The sequence below is a fragment of the Janthinobacterium tructae genome, assembly GCF_006517255.1.
GTDB classification, from domain to species: Bacteria; Pseudomonadota; Gammaproteobacteria; order Burkholderiales; family Burkholderiaceae_D; genus Janthinobacterium; species Janthinobacterium tructae.
This window is the reverse complement of record NZ_CP041185.1, coordinates 3,849,385-3,870,010: the sequence shown is the minus strand read 5'-3', so window position 1 is coordinate 3,870,010 and position 20,626 is coordinate 3,849,385. Positions and strand designations below refer to the sequence as shown.

Sequence of the window (20,626 nt, the reverse complement as noted above, 5' to 3'; positions counted from 1 at the left end):
ATCCGTTGCTCGATTCCCCTGATGCTATTGCCAATCTGGGCGCAGGCCCAGGTCACCATCGACGCTCCCAGGAGCGGCTGGCGCAATTCGGCCGGTGCAACTGAGGAATACACGCAGGCGGTCAATTACCCCGCCGCGTCGGTCAACCTGCAGCCGGGCCAGGCCGAGACGGCGCAGATAAGGGGGCGTATTGCCGGCGCGATCAAGGGCAAGCCCGCCACCCTGGTGGTCAACGGCGTGGCGATGCCGATGGAAGTGGGCGAAGACGGCAGCTATGGGCGACCGTATGGCTTCGGCAGCGGCTCGAACAGCGTGGAAGTGCGTTCGCCCGATGGCAGGAGCCGCGCACGCACCCAGTTTGTCGACAGCTACCAGGGCAAGACGCAGGCGCGCTTGCGTATCGTGCTGTCCTGGGACAGTGCCGGCACCGACCTCGATCTGCATGTGGTCACGCCGGACGGTGGCCACGCCTGGTATGGCAATCGCGTATTGAAAGATGGCGGCGCGCTGGATGTGGACGTGACTACTGGCTATGGCCCGGAAATCTTTTCCAGCGCGGCGCCCTTGAAGGGCAACTATCACGCCTATGTCAATTACTACGGCAGCGGCGAGAACACCTCCATGCTGACCGTCGCCCGCATATCGATCATCACCAATGAAGGCACGCCACGTGAAAAGCTGCAGAGCTTCCAGGTGCCGATGCGGGCCGCCGGCGAGCTGACCCTGGTGAAATCGTTTGTCTTGCCATAAAAATGGCCGCAAATAGCCCTTGCAGGGTGCACGGGGCACGGCTATAATTCGCCCCCTCGCTGAACGATGCATGCAAATGCTGAGTGAAGTGGGTAAAAAAGAAGGTTGACGAAATGCTGAAAAAGCTTCATACTCTTCCTTCTTCGCAGCTGACAAACACAACGCTTTGTCGATAGCGCGAAAGTAGCAAATAAGCAGTACCGAATACCGTTCTTTAACAATTAACAGTCGATAAGTGTGAGCATTTGATGTAAGTGCAGCGCCAATCTTCGGATTGGCGTCTAACTTAAAATATCAAATGTTCACAAGAAATAATGAAATAGGCGCTACGCAAGTAGTGGCCTGTCAGTTTTTTGAGTGAGCGACCCGTCAGAAATGACGGTGCCTGTAAAAGGGCAAAGTAACAGAGATTAAACTGAAGAGTTTGATCCTGGCTCAGATTGAACGCTGGCGGCATGCCTTACACATGCAAGTCGAACGGCAGCACGGAGCTTGCTCTGGTGGCGAGTGGCGAACGGGTGAGTAATATATCGGAACGTACCCTAGAGTGGGGGATAACGTAGCGAAAGTTACGCTAATACCGCATACGATCTAAGGATGAAAGTGGGGGATCGCAAGACCTCATGCTCGTGGAGCGGCCGATATCTGATTAGCTAGTTGGTAGGGTAAAAGCCTACCAAGGCATCGATCAGTAGCTGGTCTGAGAGGACGACCAGCCACACTGGAACTGAGACACGGTCCAGACTCCTACGGGAGGCAGCAGTGGGGAATTTTGGACAATGGGCGAAAGCCTGATCCAGCAATGCCGCGTGAGTGAAGAAGGCCTTCGGGTTGTAAAGCTCTTTTGTCAGGGAAGAAACGGTGAGAGCTAATATCTCTTGCTAATGACGGTACCTGAAGAATAAGCACCGGCTAACTACGTGCCAGCAGCCGCGGTAATACGTAGGGTGCAAGCGTTAATCGGAATTACTGGGCGTAAAGCGTGCGCAGGCGGTTTTGTAAGTCTGATGTGAAATCCCCGGGCTCAACCTGGGAATTGCATTGGAGACTGCAAGGCTAGAATCTGGCAGAGGGGGGTAGAATTCCACGTGTAGCAGTGAAATGCGTAGATATGTGGAGGAACACCGATGGCGAAGGCAGCCCCCTGGGTCAAGATTGACGCTCATGCACGAAAGCGTGGGGAGCAAACAGGATTAGATACCCTGGTAGTCCACGCCCTAAACGATGTCTACTAGTTGTCGGGTCTTAATTGACTTGGTAACGCAGCTAACGCGTGAAGTAGACCGCCTGGGGAGTACGGTCGCAAGATTAAAACTCAAAGGAATTGACGGGGACCCGCACAAGCGGTGGATGATGTGGATTAATTCGATGCAACGCGAAAAACCTTACCTACCCTTGACATGGCTGGAATCCTTGAGAGATCAGGGAGTGCTCGAAAGAGAACCAGTACACAGGTGCTGCATGGCTGTCGTCAGCTCGTGTCGTGAGATGTTGGGTTAAGTCCCGCAACGAGCGCAACCCTTGTCATTAGTTGCTACGAAAGGGCACTCTAATGAGACTGCCGGTGACAAACCGGAGGAAGGTGGGGATGACGTCAAGTCCTCATGGCCCTTATGGGTAGGGCTTCACACGTCATACAATGGTACATACAGAGCGCCGCCAACCCGCGAGGGGGAGCTAATCGCAGAAAGTGTATCGTAGTCCGGATTGTAGTCTGCAACTCGACTGCATGAAGTTGGAATCGCTAGTAATCGCGGATCAGCATGTCGCGGTGAATACGTTCCCGGGTCTTGTACACACCGCCCGTCACACCATGGGAGCGGGTTTTACCAGAAGTAGGTAGCTTAACCGCAAGGAGGGCGCTTACCACGGTAGGATTCGTGACTGGGGTGAAGTCGTAACAAGGTAGCCGTATCGGAAGGTGCGGCTGGATCACCTCCTTTCTAGAGTTTGCACGAATCAGTAATGATTCACGCATCAAATGTTCACACTTATCGGCTGTTTAATTAAGAAGAAACAGTAGTCGTAGTAGTTCCGCGTTGGGGCTGTAGCTCAGCTGGTTAGAGCACCGTGTTGATAACGCGGGGGTCGTTGGTTCGAGTCCAACCAGCCCTACCAGCTAATTAGTAAAATCTCAGGGGGATTAGCTCAGCTGGGAGAGCACCTGCTTTGCAAGCAGGGGGTCGTCGGTTCGATCCCGTCATCCTCCACCAATACTTTGAAAGTGCAAACGTAAGCCGTCAGGTTTAGGTTTGATCTTTTAGCGATCAAAGCTGTTTCGTTCTTTAACAATCTGGAAGAAGTAAAGATTATTTATTGATCAAGTCTATGCGTGCAGCAATGCATGAGGCGACTTGATGGGTAATGATTGTATGTATCAACAAACAAGCAACAACGTTGTACTTTCTTATCCCTGTAGCGCTCTTTGGACACCTAGTGATCAGAGGCTAACGTTATAGGGACAAGCGAATAAGTGCACATGGTGGATGCCTTGGCGATTACAGGCGATGAAGGACGTAGTAGCTTGCGATAAGCTGCGGGGAGTGAGCAAACACACTTTGATCCGCAGATTTCCGAATGGGGCAACCCACCCTTTTAGGGTATTGCATACTGAATACATAGGTATGCAAGGCGAACGCGGCGAACTGAAACATCTAAGTAGCTGCAGGAAAAGAAATCAACCGAGATTCCCAAAGTAGCGGCGAGCGAAATGGGAAGAGCCTGTACGTGATAGTCGGACTGATAGAAGAATCCTCTGGAAATAGGAACCGTAGCGGGTGATAGTCCCGTATTCGAAATCAGACCGGTGATACTAAGCGTACGACAAGTAGGGCGGGACACGTGACATCCTGTCTGAATATGGGGGGACCATCCTCCAAGGCTAAATACTCGTAATCGACCGATAGTGAACCAGTACCGTGAGGGAAAGGCGAAAAGAACCCCGGAAGGGGAGTGAAATAGATCCTGAAACCGTGTGCATACAAACAGTAGGAGCGGACTTGTTCCGTGACTGCGTACCTTTTGTATAATGGGTCAGCGACTTACATTCAGTGGCAAGGTTAACCATATAGGGAAGCCGTAGAGAAATCGAGTCCGAATAGGGCGATCAGTCGCTGGGTGTAGACCCGAAACCAAGTGATCTACTCATGGCCAGGATGAAGGTGCGGTAACACGCCCTGGAGGTCCGAACCCACTAATGTTGAAAAATTAGGGGATGAGCTGTGGGTAGGGGTGAAAGGCTAAACAAACTTGGAAATAGCTGGTTCTCTCCGAAAACTATTTAGGTAGTGCCTCAAGTATCACCATCGGGGGTAGAGCACTGTTATGGCTAGGGGGTCATTGCGACTTACCAAACCATTGCAAACTCCGAATACCGATGAGTGCGAGCTTGGGAGACAGACGTCGGGTGCTAACGTCCGGCGTCAAGAGGGAAACAACCCAGACCGCCAGCTAAGGTCCCAAAGATTGGCTAAGTGGAAAACGAAGTGGGAAGGCTAAAACAGTCAGGATGTTGGCTTAGAAGCAGCCATCATTTAAAGAAAGCGTAATAGCTCACTGATCGAGTCGTCCTGCGCGGAAGATGTAACGGGGCTAAGCCAGTCACCGAAGCTGCGGATATCCTTTATTGGATATGGTAGGAGAGCGTTCTGTAAGCCTGCGAAGGTGTCTTGTAAAGGATGCTGGAGGTATCAGAAGTGCGAATGCTGACATGAGTAGCGATAATGGGGGTGAAAAGCCTCCACGCCGTAAGCCCAAGGTTTCCTGTTCAACGTTCATCGGAGCAGGGTGAGTCGGCCCCTAAGGCGAGGCAGAGATGCGTAGCTGATGGGAAGCAGGTTAATATTCCTGCACCGTCGTATGATGCGATGGGGGACGGATCGCGGAAGGTTGTCCAACTGTTGGAATAGTTGGTTTTTGGCTCATAGAAGGCGCTTAGGCAAATCCGGGCGCGTAATTCAAGGGGTTGAGACGAGTGAACTTGTTCACGAAGCAATCGGAAGTGGTTCCAAGAAAAGCCTCTAAGCTTCAGTCATACGAGACCGTACCGCAAACCGACACAGGTGGGCGAGATGAGTATTCTAAGGCGCTTGAGAGAACTCGGGAGAAGGAACTCGGCAAATTGGTACCGTAACTTCGGGAAAAGGTACGCCCCGGTAGCTTGATTGGTTTACTCCATGAGGGTGAAAGGGTTGCAATAAACTGGTGGCTGCGACTGTTTAATAAAAACACAGCACTCTGCAAACACGAAAGTGGACGTATAGGGTGTGACGCCTGCCCGGTGCTGGAAGATTAAATGATGGGGTGCAAGCTCTTGATTGAAGTCCCAGTAAACGGCGGCCGTAACTATAACGGTCCTAAGGTAGCGAAATTCCTTGTCGGGTAAGTTCCGACCTGCACGAATGGCGTAACGATGGCCACACTGTCTCCTCCCGAGACTCAGCGAAGTTGAAATGTTTGTGATGATGCAATCTACCCGCGGCTAGACGGAAAGACCCCATGAACCTTTACTGTAGCTTTGCATTGGACTTTGAACCAATCTGTGTAGGATAGGTGGGAGGCTTTGAAGCGGGGACGCTAGTTCTCGTGGAGCCAACCTTGAAATACCACCCTGGTTTGTTTGAGGTTCTAACCTTGGTCCGTTATCCGGATCGGGGACAGTGCATGGTAGGCAGTTTGACTGGGGCGGTCTCCTCCTAAAGTGTAACGGAGGAGTTCGAAGGTACGCTAGATACGGTCGGACATCGTGTTGATAGTGCAATGGCATAAGCGTGCTTAACTGCGAGACTGACAAGTCGAGCAGGTACGAAAGTAGGACATAGTGATCCGGTGGTTCTGTATGGAAGGGCCATCGCTCAACGGATAAAAGGTACTCTGGGGATAACAGGCTGATTCCTCCCAAGAGTTCATATCGACGGGGGAGTTTGGCACCTCGATGTCGGCTCATCACATCCTGGGGCTGTAGCCGGTCCCAAGGGTATGGCTGTTCGCCATTTAAAGTGGTACGTGAGCTGGGTTTAAAACGTCGTGAGACAGTTTGGTCCCTATCTGCCGTGGGCGTTGGAAATTTGAAGGGGGCTGCTCCTAGTACGAGAGGACCGGAGTGGACGTATCTCTGGTGTACCGGTTGTCACGCCAGTGGCATTGCCGGGTAGCTAAATACGGAAGAGATAACCGCTGAAAGCATCTAAGCGGGAAACTTGCCTTGAGATGAGATTTCCCAGAGCCTTGAGCTCTTTAAAGGGTCGTTCGAGACCAGGACGTTGATAGGCTGGGTGTGGAAGTGCAGTAATGCATTAAGCTAACCAGTACTAATTGCCCGTACGGCTTGTCCCTATAACCTTAGCAGGTACAGAGGATAAGACGGTACAACGTTGTGCGTTTGTTGATACTACTATTCATTACCCCAATCTTTGCTTCTTCCAGATTCAGGCTTTGTCGCTCAACTGAGGACAAATGCCAGTACAAGTTATGCCTGATGACCATAGCAAGTTGGTCCCACCCCTTCCCATCCCGAACAGGACCGTGAAACAACTTTGCGCCGATGATAGTGCTGCAACCAGTGTGAAAGTAGGTTATCGTCAGGCTTGTTATTCGCAGTAAGAGAAAAACCCGATCAGAAATGGTCGGGTTTTTTTTCGTCTGGTGGTTTATTCTCCAGGCATTACAAAAATTGCAGTCGTCAGCCAGTATTAATCTTCGTATTGATGCTCCTGCAGTCACCAGGCCGGCGCCGAGCTGGTGCAGTTGCGTGTGGATCAGCCCGTTAATATGTCAGCGTCAATGGGCACCAGGGCGTCCACGATAGTATTACCTGGTCAATTTGATGGCGATATCGCATCGCACCATTAAATTTCACACTTTCTTAGAATAAACCTTGCTGCCTGCGTATAGCTTTGCTATAGTTCGCCTCCCCAATGAGACGCTGCAGTTTGCGAAACAACGGGATCACTTGAAACGGTGAGGGTAGTAAAAAAGAAGCTTGACGGATTTAGCGAAATGCTCCATACTCTTTCTTCTTCGCAGCTGACAAACACAACGCTTTGTCGATAGCGCGAAAGCAGTACCGAATACCGTTCTTTAACAATTAACAGTCGATAAGTGTGGGCATTTGATGTAAGTGCAGCGCCAATCTTCGGATTGGCGTCTAACTTAAAATATCAAATGTTCACAAGAAATAATGAAATAGGCGCTACGCAAGTAGTGGCCTGTCAGTTTTTTGAGTGAGCGACCCGTCGCAAGACGGTGCCAATAAAATGGCAAAGTAACAGAGATTAAACTGAAGAGTTTGATCCTGGCTCAGATTGAACGCTGGCGGCATGCCTTACACATGCAAGTCGAACGGCAGCACGGAGCTTGCTCTGGTGGCGAGTGGCGAACGGGTGAGTAATATATCGGAACGTACCCTAGAGTGGGGGATAACGTAGCGAAAGTTACGCTAATACCGCATACGATCTAAGGATGAAAGTGGGGGATCGCAAGACCTCATGCTCGTGGAGCGGCCGATATCTGATTAGCTAGTTGGTAGGGTAAAAGCCTACCAAGGCATCGATCAGTAGCTGGTCTGAGAGGACGACCAGCCACACTGGAACTGAGACACGGTCCAGACTCCTACGGGAGGCAGCAGTGGGGAATTTTGGACAATGGGCGAAAGCCTGATCCAGCAATGCCGCGTGAGTGAAGAAGGCCTTCGGGTTGTAAAGCTCTTTTGTCAGGGAAGAAACGGTGAGAGCTAATATCTCTTGCTAATGACGGTACCTGAAGAATAAGCACCGGCTAACTACGTGCCAGCAGCCGCGGTAATACGTAGGGTGCAAGCGTTAATCGGAATTACTGGGCGTAAAGCGTGCGCAGGCGGTTTTGTAAGTCTGATGTGAAATCCCCGGGCTCAACCTGGGAATTGCATTGGAGACTGCAAGGCTAGAATCTGGCAGAGGGGGGTAGAATTCCACGTGTAGCAGTGAAATGCGTAGATATGTGGAGGAACACCGATGGCGAAGGCAGCCCCCTGGGTCAAGATTGACGCTCATGCACGAAAGCGTGGGGAGCAAACAGGATTAGATACCCTGGTAGTCCACGCCCTAAACGATGTCTACTAGTTGTCGGGTCTTAATTGACTTGGTAACGCAGCTAACGCGTGAAGTAGACCGCCTGGGGAGTACGGTCGCAAGATTAAAACTCAAAGGAATTGACGGGGACCCGCACAAGCGGTGGATGATGTGGATTAATTCGATGCAACGCGAAAAACCTTACCTACCCTTGACATGGCTGGAATCCTCGAGAGATTGAGGAGTGCTCGAAAGAGAACCAGTACACAGGTGCTGCATGGCTGTCGTCAGCTCGTGTCGTGAGATGTTGGGTTAAGTCCCGCAACGAGCGCAACCCTTGTCATTAGTTGCTACGAAAGGGCACTCTAATGAGACTGCCGGTGACAAACCGGAGGAAGGTGGGGATGACGTCAAGTCCTCATGGCCCTTATGGGTAGGGCTTCACACGTCATACAATGGTACATACAGAGCGCCGCCAACCCGCGAGGGGGAGCTAATCGCAGAAAGTGTATCGTAGTCCGGATTGTAGTCTGCAACTCGACTGCATGAAGTTGGAATCGCTAGTAATCGCGGATCAGCATGTCGCGGTGAATACGTTCCCGGGTCTTGTACACACCGCCCGTCACACCATGGGAGCGGGTTTTACCAGAAGTAGGTAGCTTAACCGCAAGGAGGGCGCTTACCACGGTAGGATTCGTGACTGGGGTGAAGTCGTAACAAGGTAGCCGTATCGGAAGGTGCGGCTGGATCACCTCCTTTCTAGAGTTTGCACTGAATCAGTAATGATTCACGCATCAAATGTTCACACTTATCGGCTGTTAATATAAAGAACAGCATTTGGGGCTGTAGCTCAGCTGGTTAGAGCACCGTGTTGATAACGCGGGGGTCGTTGGTTCGAGTCCAACCAGCCCTACCAGTTTCTGTAGTCTGGAAATACCCTAGGGGGATTAGCTCAGCTGGGAGAGCACCTGCTTTGCAAGCAGGGGGTCGTCGGTTCGATCCCGTCATCCTCCACCAAAAGTTCAAACGTAAATCAGTGCTGATCATGCACCGGGATTTAGGTTTGGTCTTTTCGAGATCAAGTGCTGTATGTTCTTTAACAATCTGGAAGAAGTAAAGATTATTTATTGATCGGTTTGCCGTAAAAAGCGAATCGATGGGTAATGATTGTATGTATCAACAAACAAGCAACAACGTTGTACTTTCTTATCCCTGTAGCGCTCTTTCATCATGCAAATGATGAGAGGCTAACGTTATAGGGACAAGCGAATAAGTGCACATGGTGGATGCCTTGGCGATTACAGGCGATGAAGGACGTAGTAGCTTGCGATAAGCTGCGGGGAGTGAGCAAACACACTTTGATCCGCAGATTTCCGAATGGGGCAACCCACCCTTTTAGGGTATTGCATACTGAATACATAGGTATGCAAGGCGAACGCGGCGAACTGAAACATCTAAGTAGCTGCAGGAAAAGAAATCAACCGAGATTCCCAAAGTAGCGGCGAGCGAAATGGGAAGAGCCTGTACGTGATAGTCGGACCGATAACAGAATCCTCTGGAAATAGGAGCCATAGTGGGTGATAGCCCCGTATGTGAAATCGGACCGGTGGTACTAAGCGTACGACAAGTAGGGCGGGACACGTGACATCCTGTCTGAATATGGGGGGACCATCCTCCAAGGCTAAATACTCGTAATCGACCGATAGTGAACCAGTACCGTGAGGGAAAGGCGAAAAGAACCCCGGAAGGGGAGTGAAATAGATCCTGAAACCGTGTGCATACAAACAGTAGGAGCGGACTTGTTCCGTGACTGCGTACCTTTTGTATAATGGGTCAGCGACTTACATTCAGTGGCAAGGTTAACCGCATAGGGAAGCCGTAGAGAAATCGAGTCCGAATAGGGCGATCAGTCGCTGGGTGTAGACCCGAAACCAAGTGATCTACTCATGGCCAGGATGAAGGTGCGGTAACACGCCCTGGAGGTCCGAACCCACTAATGTTGAAAAATTAGGGGATGAGCTGTGGGTAGGGGTGAAAGGCTAAACAAACTTGGAAATAGCTGGTTCTCTCCGAAAACTATTTAGGTAGTGCCTCAAGTATCACCATCGGGGGTAGAGCACTGTTATGGCTAGGGGGTCATTGCGACTTACCAAACCATTGCAAACTCCGAATACCGATGAGTGCGAGCTTGGGAGACAGACGTCGGGTGCTAACGTCCGGCGTCAAGAGGGAAACAACCCAGACCGCCAGCTAAGGTCCCAAAGATTGGCTAAGTGGAAAACGAAGTGGGAAGGCTAAAACAGTCAGGATGTTGGCTTAGAAGCAGCCATCATTTAAAGAAAGCGTAATAGCTCACTGATCGAGTCGTCCTGCGCGGAAGATGTAACGGGGCTAAGCCAGTCACCGAAGCTGCGGATATCCTTTATTGGATATGGTAGGAGAGCGTTCTGTAAGCCTGCGAAGGTGTCTTGTAAAGGATGCTGGAGGTATCAGAAGTGCGAATGCTGACATGAGTAGCGATAATGGGGGTGAAAAGCCTCCACGCCGTAAGCCCAAGGTTTCCTGTTCAACGTTCATCGGAGCAGGGTGAGTCGGCCCCTAAGGCGAGGCAGAGATGCGTAGCTGATGGGAAGCAGGTTAATATTCCTGCACCGTCGTATGATGCGATGGGGGGACGGATCGCGGAAGGTTGTCCAACTGTTGGAATAGTTGGTTTTTGGCTCATAGAAGGCACTTAGGCAAATCCGGGTGCGTAATTCAAGGGGTTGAGACGAGTGAACTTGTTCACGAAGCAATCGGAAGTGGTTCCAAGAAAAGCCTCTAAGCTTCAGTCATACGAGACCGTACCGCAAACCGACACAGGTGGGCGAGATGAGTATTCTAAGGCGCTTGAGAGAACTCGGGAGAAGGAACTCGGCAAATTGGTACCGTAACTTCGGGAAAAGGTACGCCCCAGTAGCTTGATTGGTTTACTCCATGAGGGTGAAAGGGTTGCAATAAACTGGTGGCTGCGACTGTTTAATAAAAACACAGCACTCTGCAAACACGAAAGTGGACGTATAGGGTGTGACGCCTGCCCGGTGCTGGAAGATTAAATGATGGGGTGCAAGCTCTTGATTGAAGTCCCAGTAAACGGCGGCCGTAACTATAACGGTCCTAAGGTAGCGAAATTCCTTGTCGGGTAAGTTCCGACCTGCACGAATGGCGTAACGATGGCCACACTGTCTCCTCCCGAGACTCAGCGAAGTTGAAATGTTTGTGATGATGCAATCTACCCGCGGCTAGACGGAAAGACCCCATGAACCTTTACTGTAGCTTTGCATTGGACTTTGAACCAATCTGTGTAGGATAGGTGGGAGGCTTTGAAGCGGGGACGCTAGTTCTCGTGGAGCCAACCTTGAAATACCACCCTGGTTTGTTTGAGGTTCTAACCTTGGTCCGTTATCCGGATCGGGGACAGTGCATGGTAGGCAGTTTGACTGGGGCGGTCTCCTCCTAAAGTGTAACGGAGGAGTTCGAAGGTACGCTAGATACGGTCGGACATCGTGTTGATAGTGCAATGGCATAAGCGTGCTTAACTGCGAGACTGACAAGTCGAGCAGGTACGAAAGTAGGACATAGTGATCCGGTGGTTCTGTATGGAAGGGCCATCGCTCAACGGATAAAAGGTACTCTGGGGATAACAGGCTGATTCCTCCCAAGAGTTCATATCGACGGGGGAGTTTGGCACCTCGATGTCGGCTCATCACATCCTGGGGCTGTAGCCGGTCCCAAGGGTATGGCTGTTCGCCATTTAAAGTGGTACGTGAGCTGGGTTTAAAACGTCGTGAGACAGTTTGGTCCCTATCTGCCGTGGGCGTTGGAAATTTGAAGGGGGCTGCTCCTAGTACGAGAGGACCGGAGTGGACGTATCTCTGGTGTACCGGTTGTCACGCCAGTGGCATTGCCGGGTAGCTAAATACGGAAGAGATAACCGCTGAAAGCATCTAAGCGGGAAACTTGCCTTGAGATGAGATTTCCCAGAGCCTTGAGCTCTTTGAAGGGTCGTTCGAGACCAGGACGTTGATAGGCTGGGTGTGGAAGTGCAGTAATGCATTAAGCTAACCAGTACTAATTGCCCGTACGGCTTGTCCCTATAACCTTAGCAGGTACAGAGGATAAGACGGTACAACGTTGTGCGTTTGTTGATACTACTATTCATTACCCAATCTTTGCTTCTTCCAGATTCAGGCTTTGTCGCTCCATCGAGGACAAATGCCAGTACAAGTTATGCCTGATGACCATAGCAAGTTGGTCCCACCCCTTCCCATCCCGAACAGGACCGTGAAACAACTTTGCGCCGATGATAGTGCTGCAACCAGTGTGAAAGTAGGTTATCGTCAGGCTTGTTATTTGGTGAAACAGCCCCCGGCTGTTTCTCCTTGAGAAAAACCCGATCAGAAATGGCCGGGTTTTTTTTCGTCTGGTGGTTTTGTTTGCTGCTGGTGCTGGTGGTGCCTGTCGGCTTACGCGCGTTGCGCTAAGCCGACCTACGCCGACCTACGCCAACCTGCGCCAACCTGCGGCCGGAGCCTCCATAGCACCAACGCAAGAGTCATCGCCAACGTGCGCGGCGGGGGGATGCGCCCCAGTGGGGCACATCCCGATCACGAAGTGACTGACCGCGGCTGTTCATCAACTGCCAATGCAACAGACAAAAAAAGCAGCGCTACGCGCTGCCTTTGTCATTTATCAAGCCCATTAAAAGTGATAAGCGACTTTGACGTTCATGAAATTGACGCCGCTGTTAGGCTTCTTGTAGCCGCCGTTCGAGAAATGCTGGATCTTTGCAGCGACTTCCCATTTGTTATTGAAGATATAGCCGACGCCGATATGGTCGCCAAACTGGAAGTGGGTCGACAGACGGTTATCGTCGTTGTCGTACAGCTTGGACAGCATGTGTACGCCAATACCGCCTTCTGCATAGAAACCCAGCTTGTTTGTGTTTTCAAAGCGGAACACGGGAGTAAAGCCCAGATCCCACAGTTTTTGATGCTGGCCAGGGACGTTGCGATAGCTCTTGCCATCCCAACCGCCGATGCTGGCATCCCAGTAACCGCTCAGCTGCGTGCCATTCGATACAAACCAGGCCTTATCCCAGTTCGAGGTCACGCCAGCGCGTACCATTTGTACCTTCACGCCCTTGGCATATTCGCCGTAGACGGAGTCGATCAGTTTGTCGTCGGCGGCAAAGCCGGCGTTGGCCGCCATCAGCGCGGCAACGGCGGCGATGGATTTGAGGAGATTCTTCTTGAAAAACATAGAGGCTTTCATCGTAAAATTGGCCGATAGGCTATTGTTGTACAGGCACCTTGCTTTGATGCCGCTCTCGCCACTTGTTGATCTCAGGGGTTCAATTGACATTCTCTACAAAAATCGCATTTCTCGGTATCGGTCTGATGGGGGATCCGATGGTCCGGTGCCTGCTACGCGCTGGATATTCTGTCACAATTTGGAATCGCACGCACAGCAAGGCCCAAGTGCTGCGTGCGGCAGGGGCGCAGCCGGCCGTTTCCATAGCTGAGGCGGTCAGTGGCGCGGACGTGGTTATCTCGATGCTGGAAGCCGGTCCCATCGTGGCGCAGGTGTTGCAAGAGGCGCTGCCGGCCCTGCCCGCAGGTGCGCTGTGGATCGATATGAGTTCCACCCAACAATCAGAAGCCCGGCAATTTCATGCCACTTTGCAGGCGGCAGGCCATGCCTTCATCGATGCGCCTGTGTCGGGCGGCGTCGCGGGGGCGCAGGCGGGTACCCTGGCCATCATGGCTGGCGCCAGCACCAGTGATTACGCGCGGGTTGAGGCGATTCTGGCGGCCATGGGCCGTCCGACTTTGGTGGGCCCGCCCGGCAGTGGCCAGGTGGCCAAGCTGTGCAATCAGCTGATCGTCGGCGCGACCCTGAATATCGTGGCCGAAGCGCTGTTGCTGGCCCAGGCGGCGGGCGCCGATGCAAGCGCCGTACGGGCAGCCATCCGCGGCGGTTTTGCTGAGAGCAAGATTTTGGAAATACATGGCCAGCGCATGTTGGAGCGCAATTTTGTTGCCGGTGGCCAGGTGAAGAGTCAGATCAAGGATATGCACAATATCCTCGCGGCGGCCGAAGCGGCGCACGTCACCTTGCCGGTGACACAACTGGTGACGCAGCGCTATGAAACCATTGCCGAAACGTACCCGACAGCCGACCATGCTGCTGCCTTGCTGGCCCTGGAAGCGTTGAATCCGGGCCAGCGCCTCGGTGACGGCCCGGACAAGCTCAGTTAAGCGACGGGCAGGCTCGCTTCGGCCAGCTTGACCCAGAAACTGGCGCCGATGGGCAGCAGATGGTCGTTGAAGTCGTAGCTGCCATTGTGCAGAACGCATGGCCCCAGGCCGTGACCGCCATCGCGGTGCTCGCCATCGCCATTGCCGATGAAGATGTAGCAGCCGGCTTTTTCTTGCAGGAAAAAAGCAAAATCTTCCGCGCCCATCGTCGGTTCGACATTCGCGTTGACCTTGTCGGCCCCCACCACGCTTTTCATCACCTCGACGGCAAACGCCGTTTCTTTCGCGTGGTTGACCAGCGGCGGATAGTTGCGCTTGAAGTGGAACTCGACTTCTGCGCCAAAGGCGGCGGCCGTGTGCACGGCGATCTCGCGCATGCGCTCTTCGATCAGGTCCAGCACGGGCGTGGTGAATGTGCGCACGGTGCCGACCAGGCTGGCATCGTCGGGAATGACATTGGTGGCGCTGCCCGCATGGATTTGCGTGATGGACAGCACGGCCGTATCTAGCGGGCTCTTGTTGCGCGTGATGACGGTTTGCCAGCTTTGGGCGATTTGCACGGCCACCATCACGGGGTCGATGCCCTTGTGGGGCTGCGCCGCGTGCGCGCCCTTGCCTTTGACGGTGACGTGGAATTCATTGCTCGACGCCATCATCGGCCCTTCCACCACGCTCAGCGTGCCTGTTTCGGCGCCCGGCCAGTTGTGCATGCCGTAGATGGCATCCATGGGAAAGCGGGTAAACAAGCCATCTTCGATCATTTCGCGCGCGCCGGCGCCGCCCTCTTCGGCTGGCTGGAAGACAAGGTAGACCGTGCCATCGAAGTTGCGGTGTTGCGCCAGGTAATGGGCGGCACCGAGCAGCATGGCCGTGTGGCCGTCATGGCCGCAGGCGTGCATCTTGCCCGGGTGGCGTGAAGCATGCTCGAAAGTATTCATTTCCTGCATCGGCAAGGCATCCATGTCGGCGCGCAGGCCGATGGCGCGTGTCGAGGTGCCATGCTGGATGATGCCGACCACGCCGGTGCGGCCCAGGCCGCGTACCACGGGAATGCCCCATTCCGTCAGTTTGGCGGCGACCACGTCCGAGGTGCGTTGTTCTTCGTAGCACAGTTCGGGGTGCGCATGCAGGTCGCGGCGGATACCTTGCAGCTCGGATTGAAACGCCAAGATCGGATCAACTAGTTTCATGGGACTCTCCTGTGGATGCTGGCACGCAGCAATGTATGGCGCGCCGCACCGCGGCTGATTGATCAAAAACAGACGCGGCTAATGGTGCATTGTAGCCCTTGTTTGCCGGGTAAATCCAGCGCACGGACCAGCTTGCCATGGCGCCAACAGCAAGCACGCGGAATGGTTTACAGTATCGCCTTCCCCCAACGTTTTTGGATTGCACCATGACCACCACCCAAGTGCGCGCCGCCTGCCCGCTCGACTGCCCCGATACCTGCGCCCTCCTGGTCACCGTGACCGATGGCGTGGCAACAGCCGTCAAGGGCGATCCTGATCACCCGACCACGGCGGGTGTGCTGTGCACCAAGGTGTCGCGCTTCACGGAACGCACCTACCATGCGGACCGGCTGCTGCATCCGCTGCGCCGCGTGGGCAAGAAGGGGGAGGGAAAGTTCGAGCGCATCAGCTGGGAAGAAGCATTGCAGACCATCGCGGCCCGCTTGAAACCGATCGCCGCGCGCGATCCGCAGGCGATCTTGCCTTACAGCTACTGCGGTACCATGGGCCTGGTGCAGGGCGAGTCGATGTCGTCGCGCTTTTTCAACCAGCTCGGTGCTTCCCTGCTGGACCGCACCATCTGCGCCTCGGCCGGTGCCACGGGCTACCGCTATACGGTGGGCGCCAGCATCGGCACTGACCTGGAACAATTCCAGAACGCAAAATTGATCATCATCTGGGGCGGCAACCCGATTGCCTCGAACCTGCATTTCTGGATGCGTGCCCAGGAAGCCAAGCGCAATGGCGCCACCCTGATCGCCATCGACCCGTATCGCTCGCTCACGGCCGAAAAATGCCACCAGCATATCGCCTTGTTGCCCGGCACCGATGCGGCTCTGGCGCTGGGCTTGATGCATGTCCTGATCAAGGAAAACCTGCTTGACCAGGACTATATCGACCGCTACACCGTGGGCTATGCGGAACTCAAACAGCGCGCCATGGCATGGCCGCCCGAACGCGTGGCCGAGGTGTGCGGCATCACCACGACGGAAGTGGTGGAACTGGCGCGCCTGTACGGTGAGGCGTGCCGTTCTGGCGAGGGCGCCGCCATCCGTACCAACTACGGCGTGCAGCGCGTGCATGGCGGCGGCATGGCGGTGCGCAATATCGCCTGCCTGCCGGCCCTGACGGGCGCCTGGCGCCATCCAGCCGGCGGCATGCAGCTGTCGAGCTCGGGTTCCTTCCCCGTCAACCGCAAGGCCCTGCAGCGCCCGGATTTACTGAAAGGCACGCCGCGCACCATCAACATGAGCACCATCGGCGACGATCTGCTGAAAACCAGTTCGCCCGAGTTCGGCCCGCAAGTGGAAGCCGTGATCGTCTACAACTCGAATCCCCTGGCCGTGGCGCCCGATTCCTCGAAAGTGGCGCAGGGCTTTGCCCGTGAAGACTTGTTTACGGTCGTGCTCGAACATTTCCAGACGGACACCGTCGATTACGCCGACATCGTGCTGCCCGCCACCACGCAGCTGGAACACATCGATGCGCACTCCACCTACGGCCATTTATACATGATGGCGAACAATGCGGCCGTGGCGCCGCTGGGCGAAGCGAAGGCGAATACGGAAATCTTCCGCTTGCTGGCCCAACACATGGGCTTTGATGATCCGTGCTTCCAGGAAAGCGACGATGCGCTGGCGGCCAAGGCCTTCGATGCGACGGATGCGCGCGCCGTGCATTTCGACTGGGAATCGCTGAAACGCACAGGCTGGCAAAAGCTGGCCATGCCAGAGGCGCCATTTGCCGAGGGTGGTTTCCCCACACCATCGGGCAAGTGCGAGTTTTATTCCAGCGCCATGGCGCAGGCGGGACTCGATCCCTTGCCGACGTATATTGCGCCGCACGAATCGTTGGCCAGCAATCCCGCATTGGCGGCGCGTTTCCCGCTGGCCATGATTTCCCCGCCGGCGCGCAATTTCCTCAATTCCACGTTCGTCAACGTGAAAAGCCTGCGCGCGGCCGAAGGCGAGCCGCACCTTGATATCCATCCCGATGATGGCGCCGCCCGCGGCATCGCCGCTGGCGACATGGTGCGCATCTTCAATGACCGTGGCAGCTTTGTTGCCAAGGCCAGGGTCACGGACAAGGCGAGAAAAGGCCTGGTGGTGGGCTTGTCCGTGTGGTGGAAGAAACTCGCCAGCGATGGCAAGAACGCCAATGAAGTGACCAGCCAGCGCCTGACGGACATGGGCCGCGCGCCGACCTTCTACGATACGCTGGTCGAAGTGGAAAAGGTTGGCTGACATGCTGCGCTGGCCGGCCTGCTTGCTTGTCGGCACGCTGTGTCTGCTACTGGGCGGCTGCACGCAGCTGCGCTACTACACGCAAGCGGCGCAGGGGCAATATGCCTTGTGGTCGGGCGCGCGGCCCGTCGGTGACTGGCTCGAGGACCCGGCCACCGAGCCGCGCCTGAAAGTGCGCCTGGCCAGGGCGCAGCAAATTCGCCGCTTTGCCGTCAGCGAGCTGGACTTGCCCGACAATGGCAGCTACAAGAACTACGCGTCCCTGCGGCGCCCGTTTGTGCTGTGGAACGTGGTGGCCACGCCGGAACTGTCGCTGCAGCCGCTGCAATGGTGTTTTCCCATCGCCGGCTGCGTCAGCTATCGTGGCTATTACAGCAAGGACGAAGCGCTCGCGTATGCCGACGAGTTGCGCGCCCAGCATTACGACGTGCAGGTGGGCGGCGTGCCCGCGTATTCCACCCTGGGCTGGTTCGATGATCCCCTGCTGTCGACCTTTATCAACTACAACGATGCGGAACTGGCGCGCCTGATTTTCCATGAACTGGCGCACCAGGTGGTATACGTGCCCGGCGATTCTGCCTTCAACGAATCGTTTGCCAGTGCCGTGGAAGAGGCGGGTGTGCAGCGCTGGCTGGCGCGCGAGGGCAATGACGCCATGCGCGCGTCATACGCCCAGTATGCGGCGCGGCGCCAGGATTTTCTGTCCTTGCTGCTGACATACCGGGGCAAGCTGGAGACCGTGTATGCGAGCGACGCCAGCGAGGCGGACAAGCGCGCGCGCAAGGCGCAGGTGTTTGCGGCATTGCAAGAAGCGTATCAGGTATTGAAGCAAGACTGGGGCGGTTTTGCCGCTTACGACCGCTGGTTCGAGCAGCCATTGAGCAATGCGCACCTCGCTTCCGTGTCGACCTACAATGAATTTTTGCCTGCCTTCAAAAAATTGCTGGAAGAAAAAAAGAACTTTCGTGCTTTTTATGCTGCAGTGCACACAATGGCCCAGATCAAGAAGCCTGAGCGCAGGCATGCGCTGGAACAATTGTCCAGCCCCTGACCCGTAAAGATTGTCCCGTACGGCGAGGCAAGCGATTCGGTAACAGTGTATTTATCATGCTGCAGTGCAGCACAAAATGCCCCTAGAGTTGCTGCTCGAATACTGTTGAAAGCGCTTGCATGGAAGCGCGGCGCCCGATAGCATCGCATAAGTAGCATAGAGCAATTGCTCGTCAGAATGCTCAAACTGACTGCAGGACGACAGAATCCGCAGCAATGATCCGCGCCGGCAGGCTGCGCCGGCTCCCCCACGATTATTCGAGACAAGAGGCACAGGATGGAAAAAATTTGGCTGAAGTCATACCCTCCCGGCGTTCCCGCCGACATCGATCCTGATCAATATCGTTCGCTGGTGCATTTGCTGGAAGAGGCATTTCAAAAATATGCGGACCGCAATGCCTATGTCTGCATGGACAAATTTCTCACCTATGCCGAACTCGATACTTATTCGCGCCAGCTCGGTGCCTGGCTGCAAAGCCGTGGCCTGAAGAAGGGCGCCCGGGTCGCCCTGATGATGCCGAACGTGCTGCAGTATCCGGTGGCGATCGCCGCCGTGCTGCGTGCCGGTTACACGGTGGTCAACGTCAACCCGCTGTACACGCCGCGCGAACTCGAGCACCAGCTCAATGATTCGGGCAGCGAAGCGATCATCGTGCTGGAAAACTTCGCCCATACACTCGAACAAGTGTTGAGCAAGACGGCCGTCAAGCACATCGTCGTCGCCAGCATGGGCGAGATGCTGGGCGGTTTGAAGGGCATGCTCGTCAATTTTGTCGTGCGCAACGTCAAGAAGATGGTGCCCGCGTATTCCTTGCCGAACGCCATGCGTTTCAAGCAGGCGCTGGCGCTGGGCAGCCGCATGAAACTCACGCCCGTCGAGCTGAGCATCAACGACCCTGCTTTCCTGCAATACACGGGTGGCACGACGGGCGTGTCAAAAGGTGCGACCTTGAGCCACCGCAACGTGATCGCCAATGTGCTGCAGAGCGAAGCGTGGTCGGGCGCGGCGCTCGATCCGAATAGCCGCGAGCAGCTGATCATCGTTTGCGCCTTGCCGCTGTACCATATCTTTGCCCTGACGGCGTGTGCGATGTGGGGCACGCGCGTGGGCGCCCTGAATATCCTGATCCCGAATCCGCGCGATATCCCGGGCCTGATCAAGGAACTGGGCAAGTACAAGTTCAACCTGCTGCCAGCGGTCAATACGCTGTATAACGCGCTGGTGAATCACCCCGACTTTGCCAGGCTCGACTTCTCGGGCTTGAAGATCGCCAATGGCGGCGGCATGGCGGTGCAGCAAGCCGTCAATGACAAGTGGCTGCAAGCGACGGGTGTGTCCATCATCGAGGGTTATGGCCTGTCGGAAACGTCGCCCGTCGCCACCTGCAACCGCGCCGACAGCACGGTGTTTTCCGGCACCATCGGCTTGCCGATTCCGTCGACCGAGATCGCGATTCTCGACGATGATGGCAAGGAAGTGCCGCTGGGGCAGACGGGCGAGATCGCCATCCGTGGCCCGCAAGTGATGACGGGCTACTGGAACCGTCCCGATGAAACGACCAAGGTCATGACGGCCGACGGCTATTTCAAGTCGGGCGACGTGGGCATCATGGACGAACGCGGCTACGTGAAAATCGTGGACCGCAAGAAAGACATGATTCTCGTCTCCGGCTTCAACGTGTATCCGAACGAAGTCGAAGCCGTTATCGCAGCCCATCCGGGCGTGCTCGAGTGCGCCTGCGTGGGCGTGCCCGATGAGCATTCGGGTGAAGCCGTGAAAGTGTTTGTGGTACGCAAGGACCCGAACCTGACCCAGGCCGTGCTGGCCGCGTATTGCAAGGAACAATTCACGGGCTACAAGCGGCCGAAATACATCGAGTTCCGCGATGAACTGCCGAAAACCAACGTCGGCAAGATTTTGCGTCGCGCCCTGCGTGACGAGAAAAAGATAGCAGCATAAACAATGTGGATGCGCCAGGAGGCGCATCCCTTTTACAGATAAAGATGAG

At 54.8% G+C, this 20,626-nt stretch carries 7 protein-coding genes, 4 tRNA genes and 6 rRNA genes; 15 read left to right on the top strand and 2 right to left on the bottom strand.

The genetic code is table 11. The annotated features are described in order from the left end of the window. Nucleotides 1-21 precede the first annotated feature (21 nt). The 11 genes from FJQ89_RS16965 to rrf (FJQ89_RS16915) all read left to right on the top strand — a co-directional run bounded on the left by FJQ89_RS16965 (nucleotide 22) and on the right by rrf (FJQ89_RS16915) (nucleotide 12,181). On the top strand, nucleotides 22-750 hold the full coding sequence (locus FJQ89_RS16965) for a YfaP family protein (RefSeq protein WP_141171015.1): 729 nt from the start codon (nucleotides 22-24) through the stop codon (nucleotides 748-750). A gap of 412 nt (nucleotides 751-1,162) precedes the next feature. Continuing rightward, nucleotides 1,163-2,693 (top strand): 16S ribosomal RNA (locus FJQ89_RS16960). A 98-nt stretch (nucleotides 2,694-2,791) separates the two neighbouring features. Next, nucleotides 2,792-2,868 (top strand) — tRNA-Ile (locus FJQ89_RS16955). 19 nt (nucleotides 2,869-2,887) lie between these two features. Continuing rightward, nucleotides 2,888-2,963: transfer RNA gene (locus FJQ89_RS16950), tRNA-Ala, on the top strand. Nucleotides 2,964-3,209: 246 nt separating this feature from the next. Beyond that, a 23S ribosomal RNA gene (locus FJQ89_RS16945) occupies nucleotides 3,210-6,084 on the top strand. Nucleotides 6,085-6,222: 138 nt separating this feature from the next. After that, nucleotides 6,223-6,335, top strand: a 5S ribosomal RNA gene (gene rrf, locus FJQ89_RS16940). Nucleotides 6,336-7,024: 689 nt separating this feature from the next. After that, a 16S ribosomal RNA gene (locus FJQ89_RS16935) occupies nucleotides 7,025-8,555 on the top strand. Between the two features lie 80 nt (nucleotides 8,556-8,635). Continuing rightward, nucleotides 8,636-8,712 (top strand) — tRNA-Ile (locus FJQ89_RS16930). Nucleotides 8,713-8,737: 25 nt separating this feature from the next. After that, nucleotides 8,738-8,813 (top strand) — tRNA-Ala (locus FJQ89_RS16925). Nucleotides 8,814-9,055: 242 nt separating this feature from the next. Then, nucleotides 9,056-11,931, top strand: a 23S ribosomal RNA gene (locus FJQ89_RS16920). 137 nt (nucleotides 11,932-12,068) lie between these two features. Continuing rightward, nucleotides 12,069-12,181: ribosomal RNA gene (gene rrf / locus FJQ89_RS16915) — 5S ribosomal RNA — on the top strand. Together the 16S, 23S and 5S rRNA genes with 4 tRNA genes alongside form the textbook arrangement of a ribosomal RNA operon. Before the next feature lie 355 nt (nucleotides 12,182-12,536). On the opposite strand, the gene FJQ89_RS16910 is transcribed toward rrf (FJQ89_RS16915), so the two are convergent. After that, complete coding sequence (locus FJQ89_RS16910; RefSeq protein ID WP_141171014.1) at nucleotides 12,537-13,097, bottom strand: acyloxyacyl hydrolase; 561 nt, start codon at nucleotides 13,095-13,097, stop codon at nucleotides 12,537-12,539. Nucleotides 13,098-13,246: 149 nt separating this feature from the next. Between FJQ89_RS16910 and FJQ89_RS16905 the strand changes: the two genes are divergently transcribed. Continuing rightward, nucleotides 13,247-14,095 (top strand): NAD(P)-dependent oxidoreductase, encoded by an 849-nt coding sequence (locus FJQ89_RS16905; protein WP_243136094.1) that lies wholly within the window; start codon nucleotides 13,247-13,249, stop codon nucleotides 14,093-14,095. On the opposite strand, the gene FJQ89_RS16900 is transcribed toward FJQ89_RS16905, so the two are convergent. Further along, nucleotides 14,092-15,285, bottom strand: coding sequence for a M20 aminoacylase family protein (locus FJQ89_RS16900; RefSeq protein ID WP_141171013.1), 1,194 nt, complete (start codon nucleotides 15,283-15,285; stop codon nucleotides 14,092-14,094). The genes FJQ89_RS16905 and FJQ89_RS16900 overlap by 4 nt on opposite strands. A 206-nt stretch (nucleotides 15,286-15,491) precedes the next feature. Here FJQ89_RS16900 and FJQ89_RS16895 point away from each other — a divergent pair, with 206 nt between their 5' ends. The 3 genes from FJQ89_RS16895 (at nucleotide 15,492) to FJQ89_RS16885 (ending at nucleotide 20,577) form a co-directional block, all read left to right on the top strand. Then, complete coding sequence (locus FJQ89_RS16895; protein ID WP_141171012.1) at nucleotides 15,492-17,567, top strand: molybdopterin-containing oxidoreductase family protein; 2,076 nt, start codon at nucleotides 15,492-15,494, stop codon at nucleotides 17,565-17,567. Between the two features lies 1 nt (nucleotide 17,568). Next, nucleotides 17,569-18,618: an aminopeptidase gene (locus FJQ89_RS16890; protein ID WP_141171011.1), complete on the top strand. Its 1,050-nt coding sequence runs from the start codon at nucleotides 17,569-17,571 to the stop codon at nucleotides 18,616-18,618. Nucleotides 18,619-18,894: 276 nt separating this feature from the next. Then, nucleotides 18,895-20,577, top strand: a complete 1,683-nt coding sequence (locus tag FJQ89_RS16885) for a long-chain fatty acid--CoA ligase (RefSeq protein ID WP_141171010.1) — start codon at nucleotides 18,895-18,897, stop codon at nucleotides 20,575-20,577. Nucleotides 20,578-20,626: the final 49 nt, after the last annotated feature.

What these genes read in the sequence shown, in the direction of transcription:
- FJQ89_RS16965 (WP_141171015.1), top strand. Translation starts at nt 22, where the DNA reads ATGCTATTGCCAATCTGGGCGCAGGCCCAGGTCACCATCGACGCTCCC.
- FJQ89_RS16910 (WP_141171014.1), bottom strand. Translation starts at nt 13,097, where the DNA reads ATGTTTTTCAAGAAGAATCTCCTCAAATCCATCGCCGCCGTTGCCGCG.
- FJQ89_RS16905 (WP_243136094.1), top strand. Translation starts at nt 13,247, where the DNA reads ATGGTCCGGTGCCTGCTACGCGCTGGATATTCTGTCACAATTTGGAAT.
- FJQ89_RS16900 (WP_141171013.1), bottom strand. Translation starts at nt 15,285, where the DNA reads ATGAAACTAGTTGATCCGATCTTGGCGTTTCAATCCGAGCTGCAAGGT.
- FJQ89_RS16895 (WP_141171012.1), top strand. Translation starts at nt 15,492, where the DNA reads ATGACCACCACCCAAGTGCGCGCCGCCTGCCCGCTCGACTGCCCCGAT.
- FJQ89_RS16890 (WP_141171011.1), top strand. Translation starts at nt 17,569, where the DNA reads ATGCTGCGCTGGCCGGCCTGCTTGCTTGTCGGCACGCTGTGTCTGCTA.
- FJQ89_RS16885 (WP_141171010.1), top strand. Translation starts at nt 18,895, where the DNA reads ATGGAAAAAATTTGGCTGAAGTCATACCCTCCCGGCGTTCCCGCCGAC.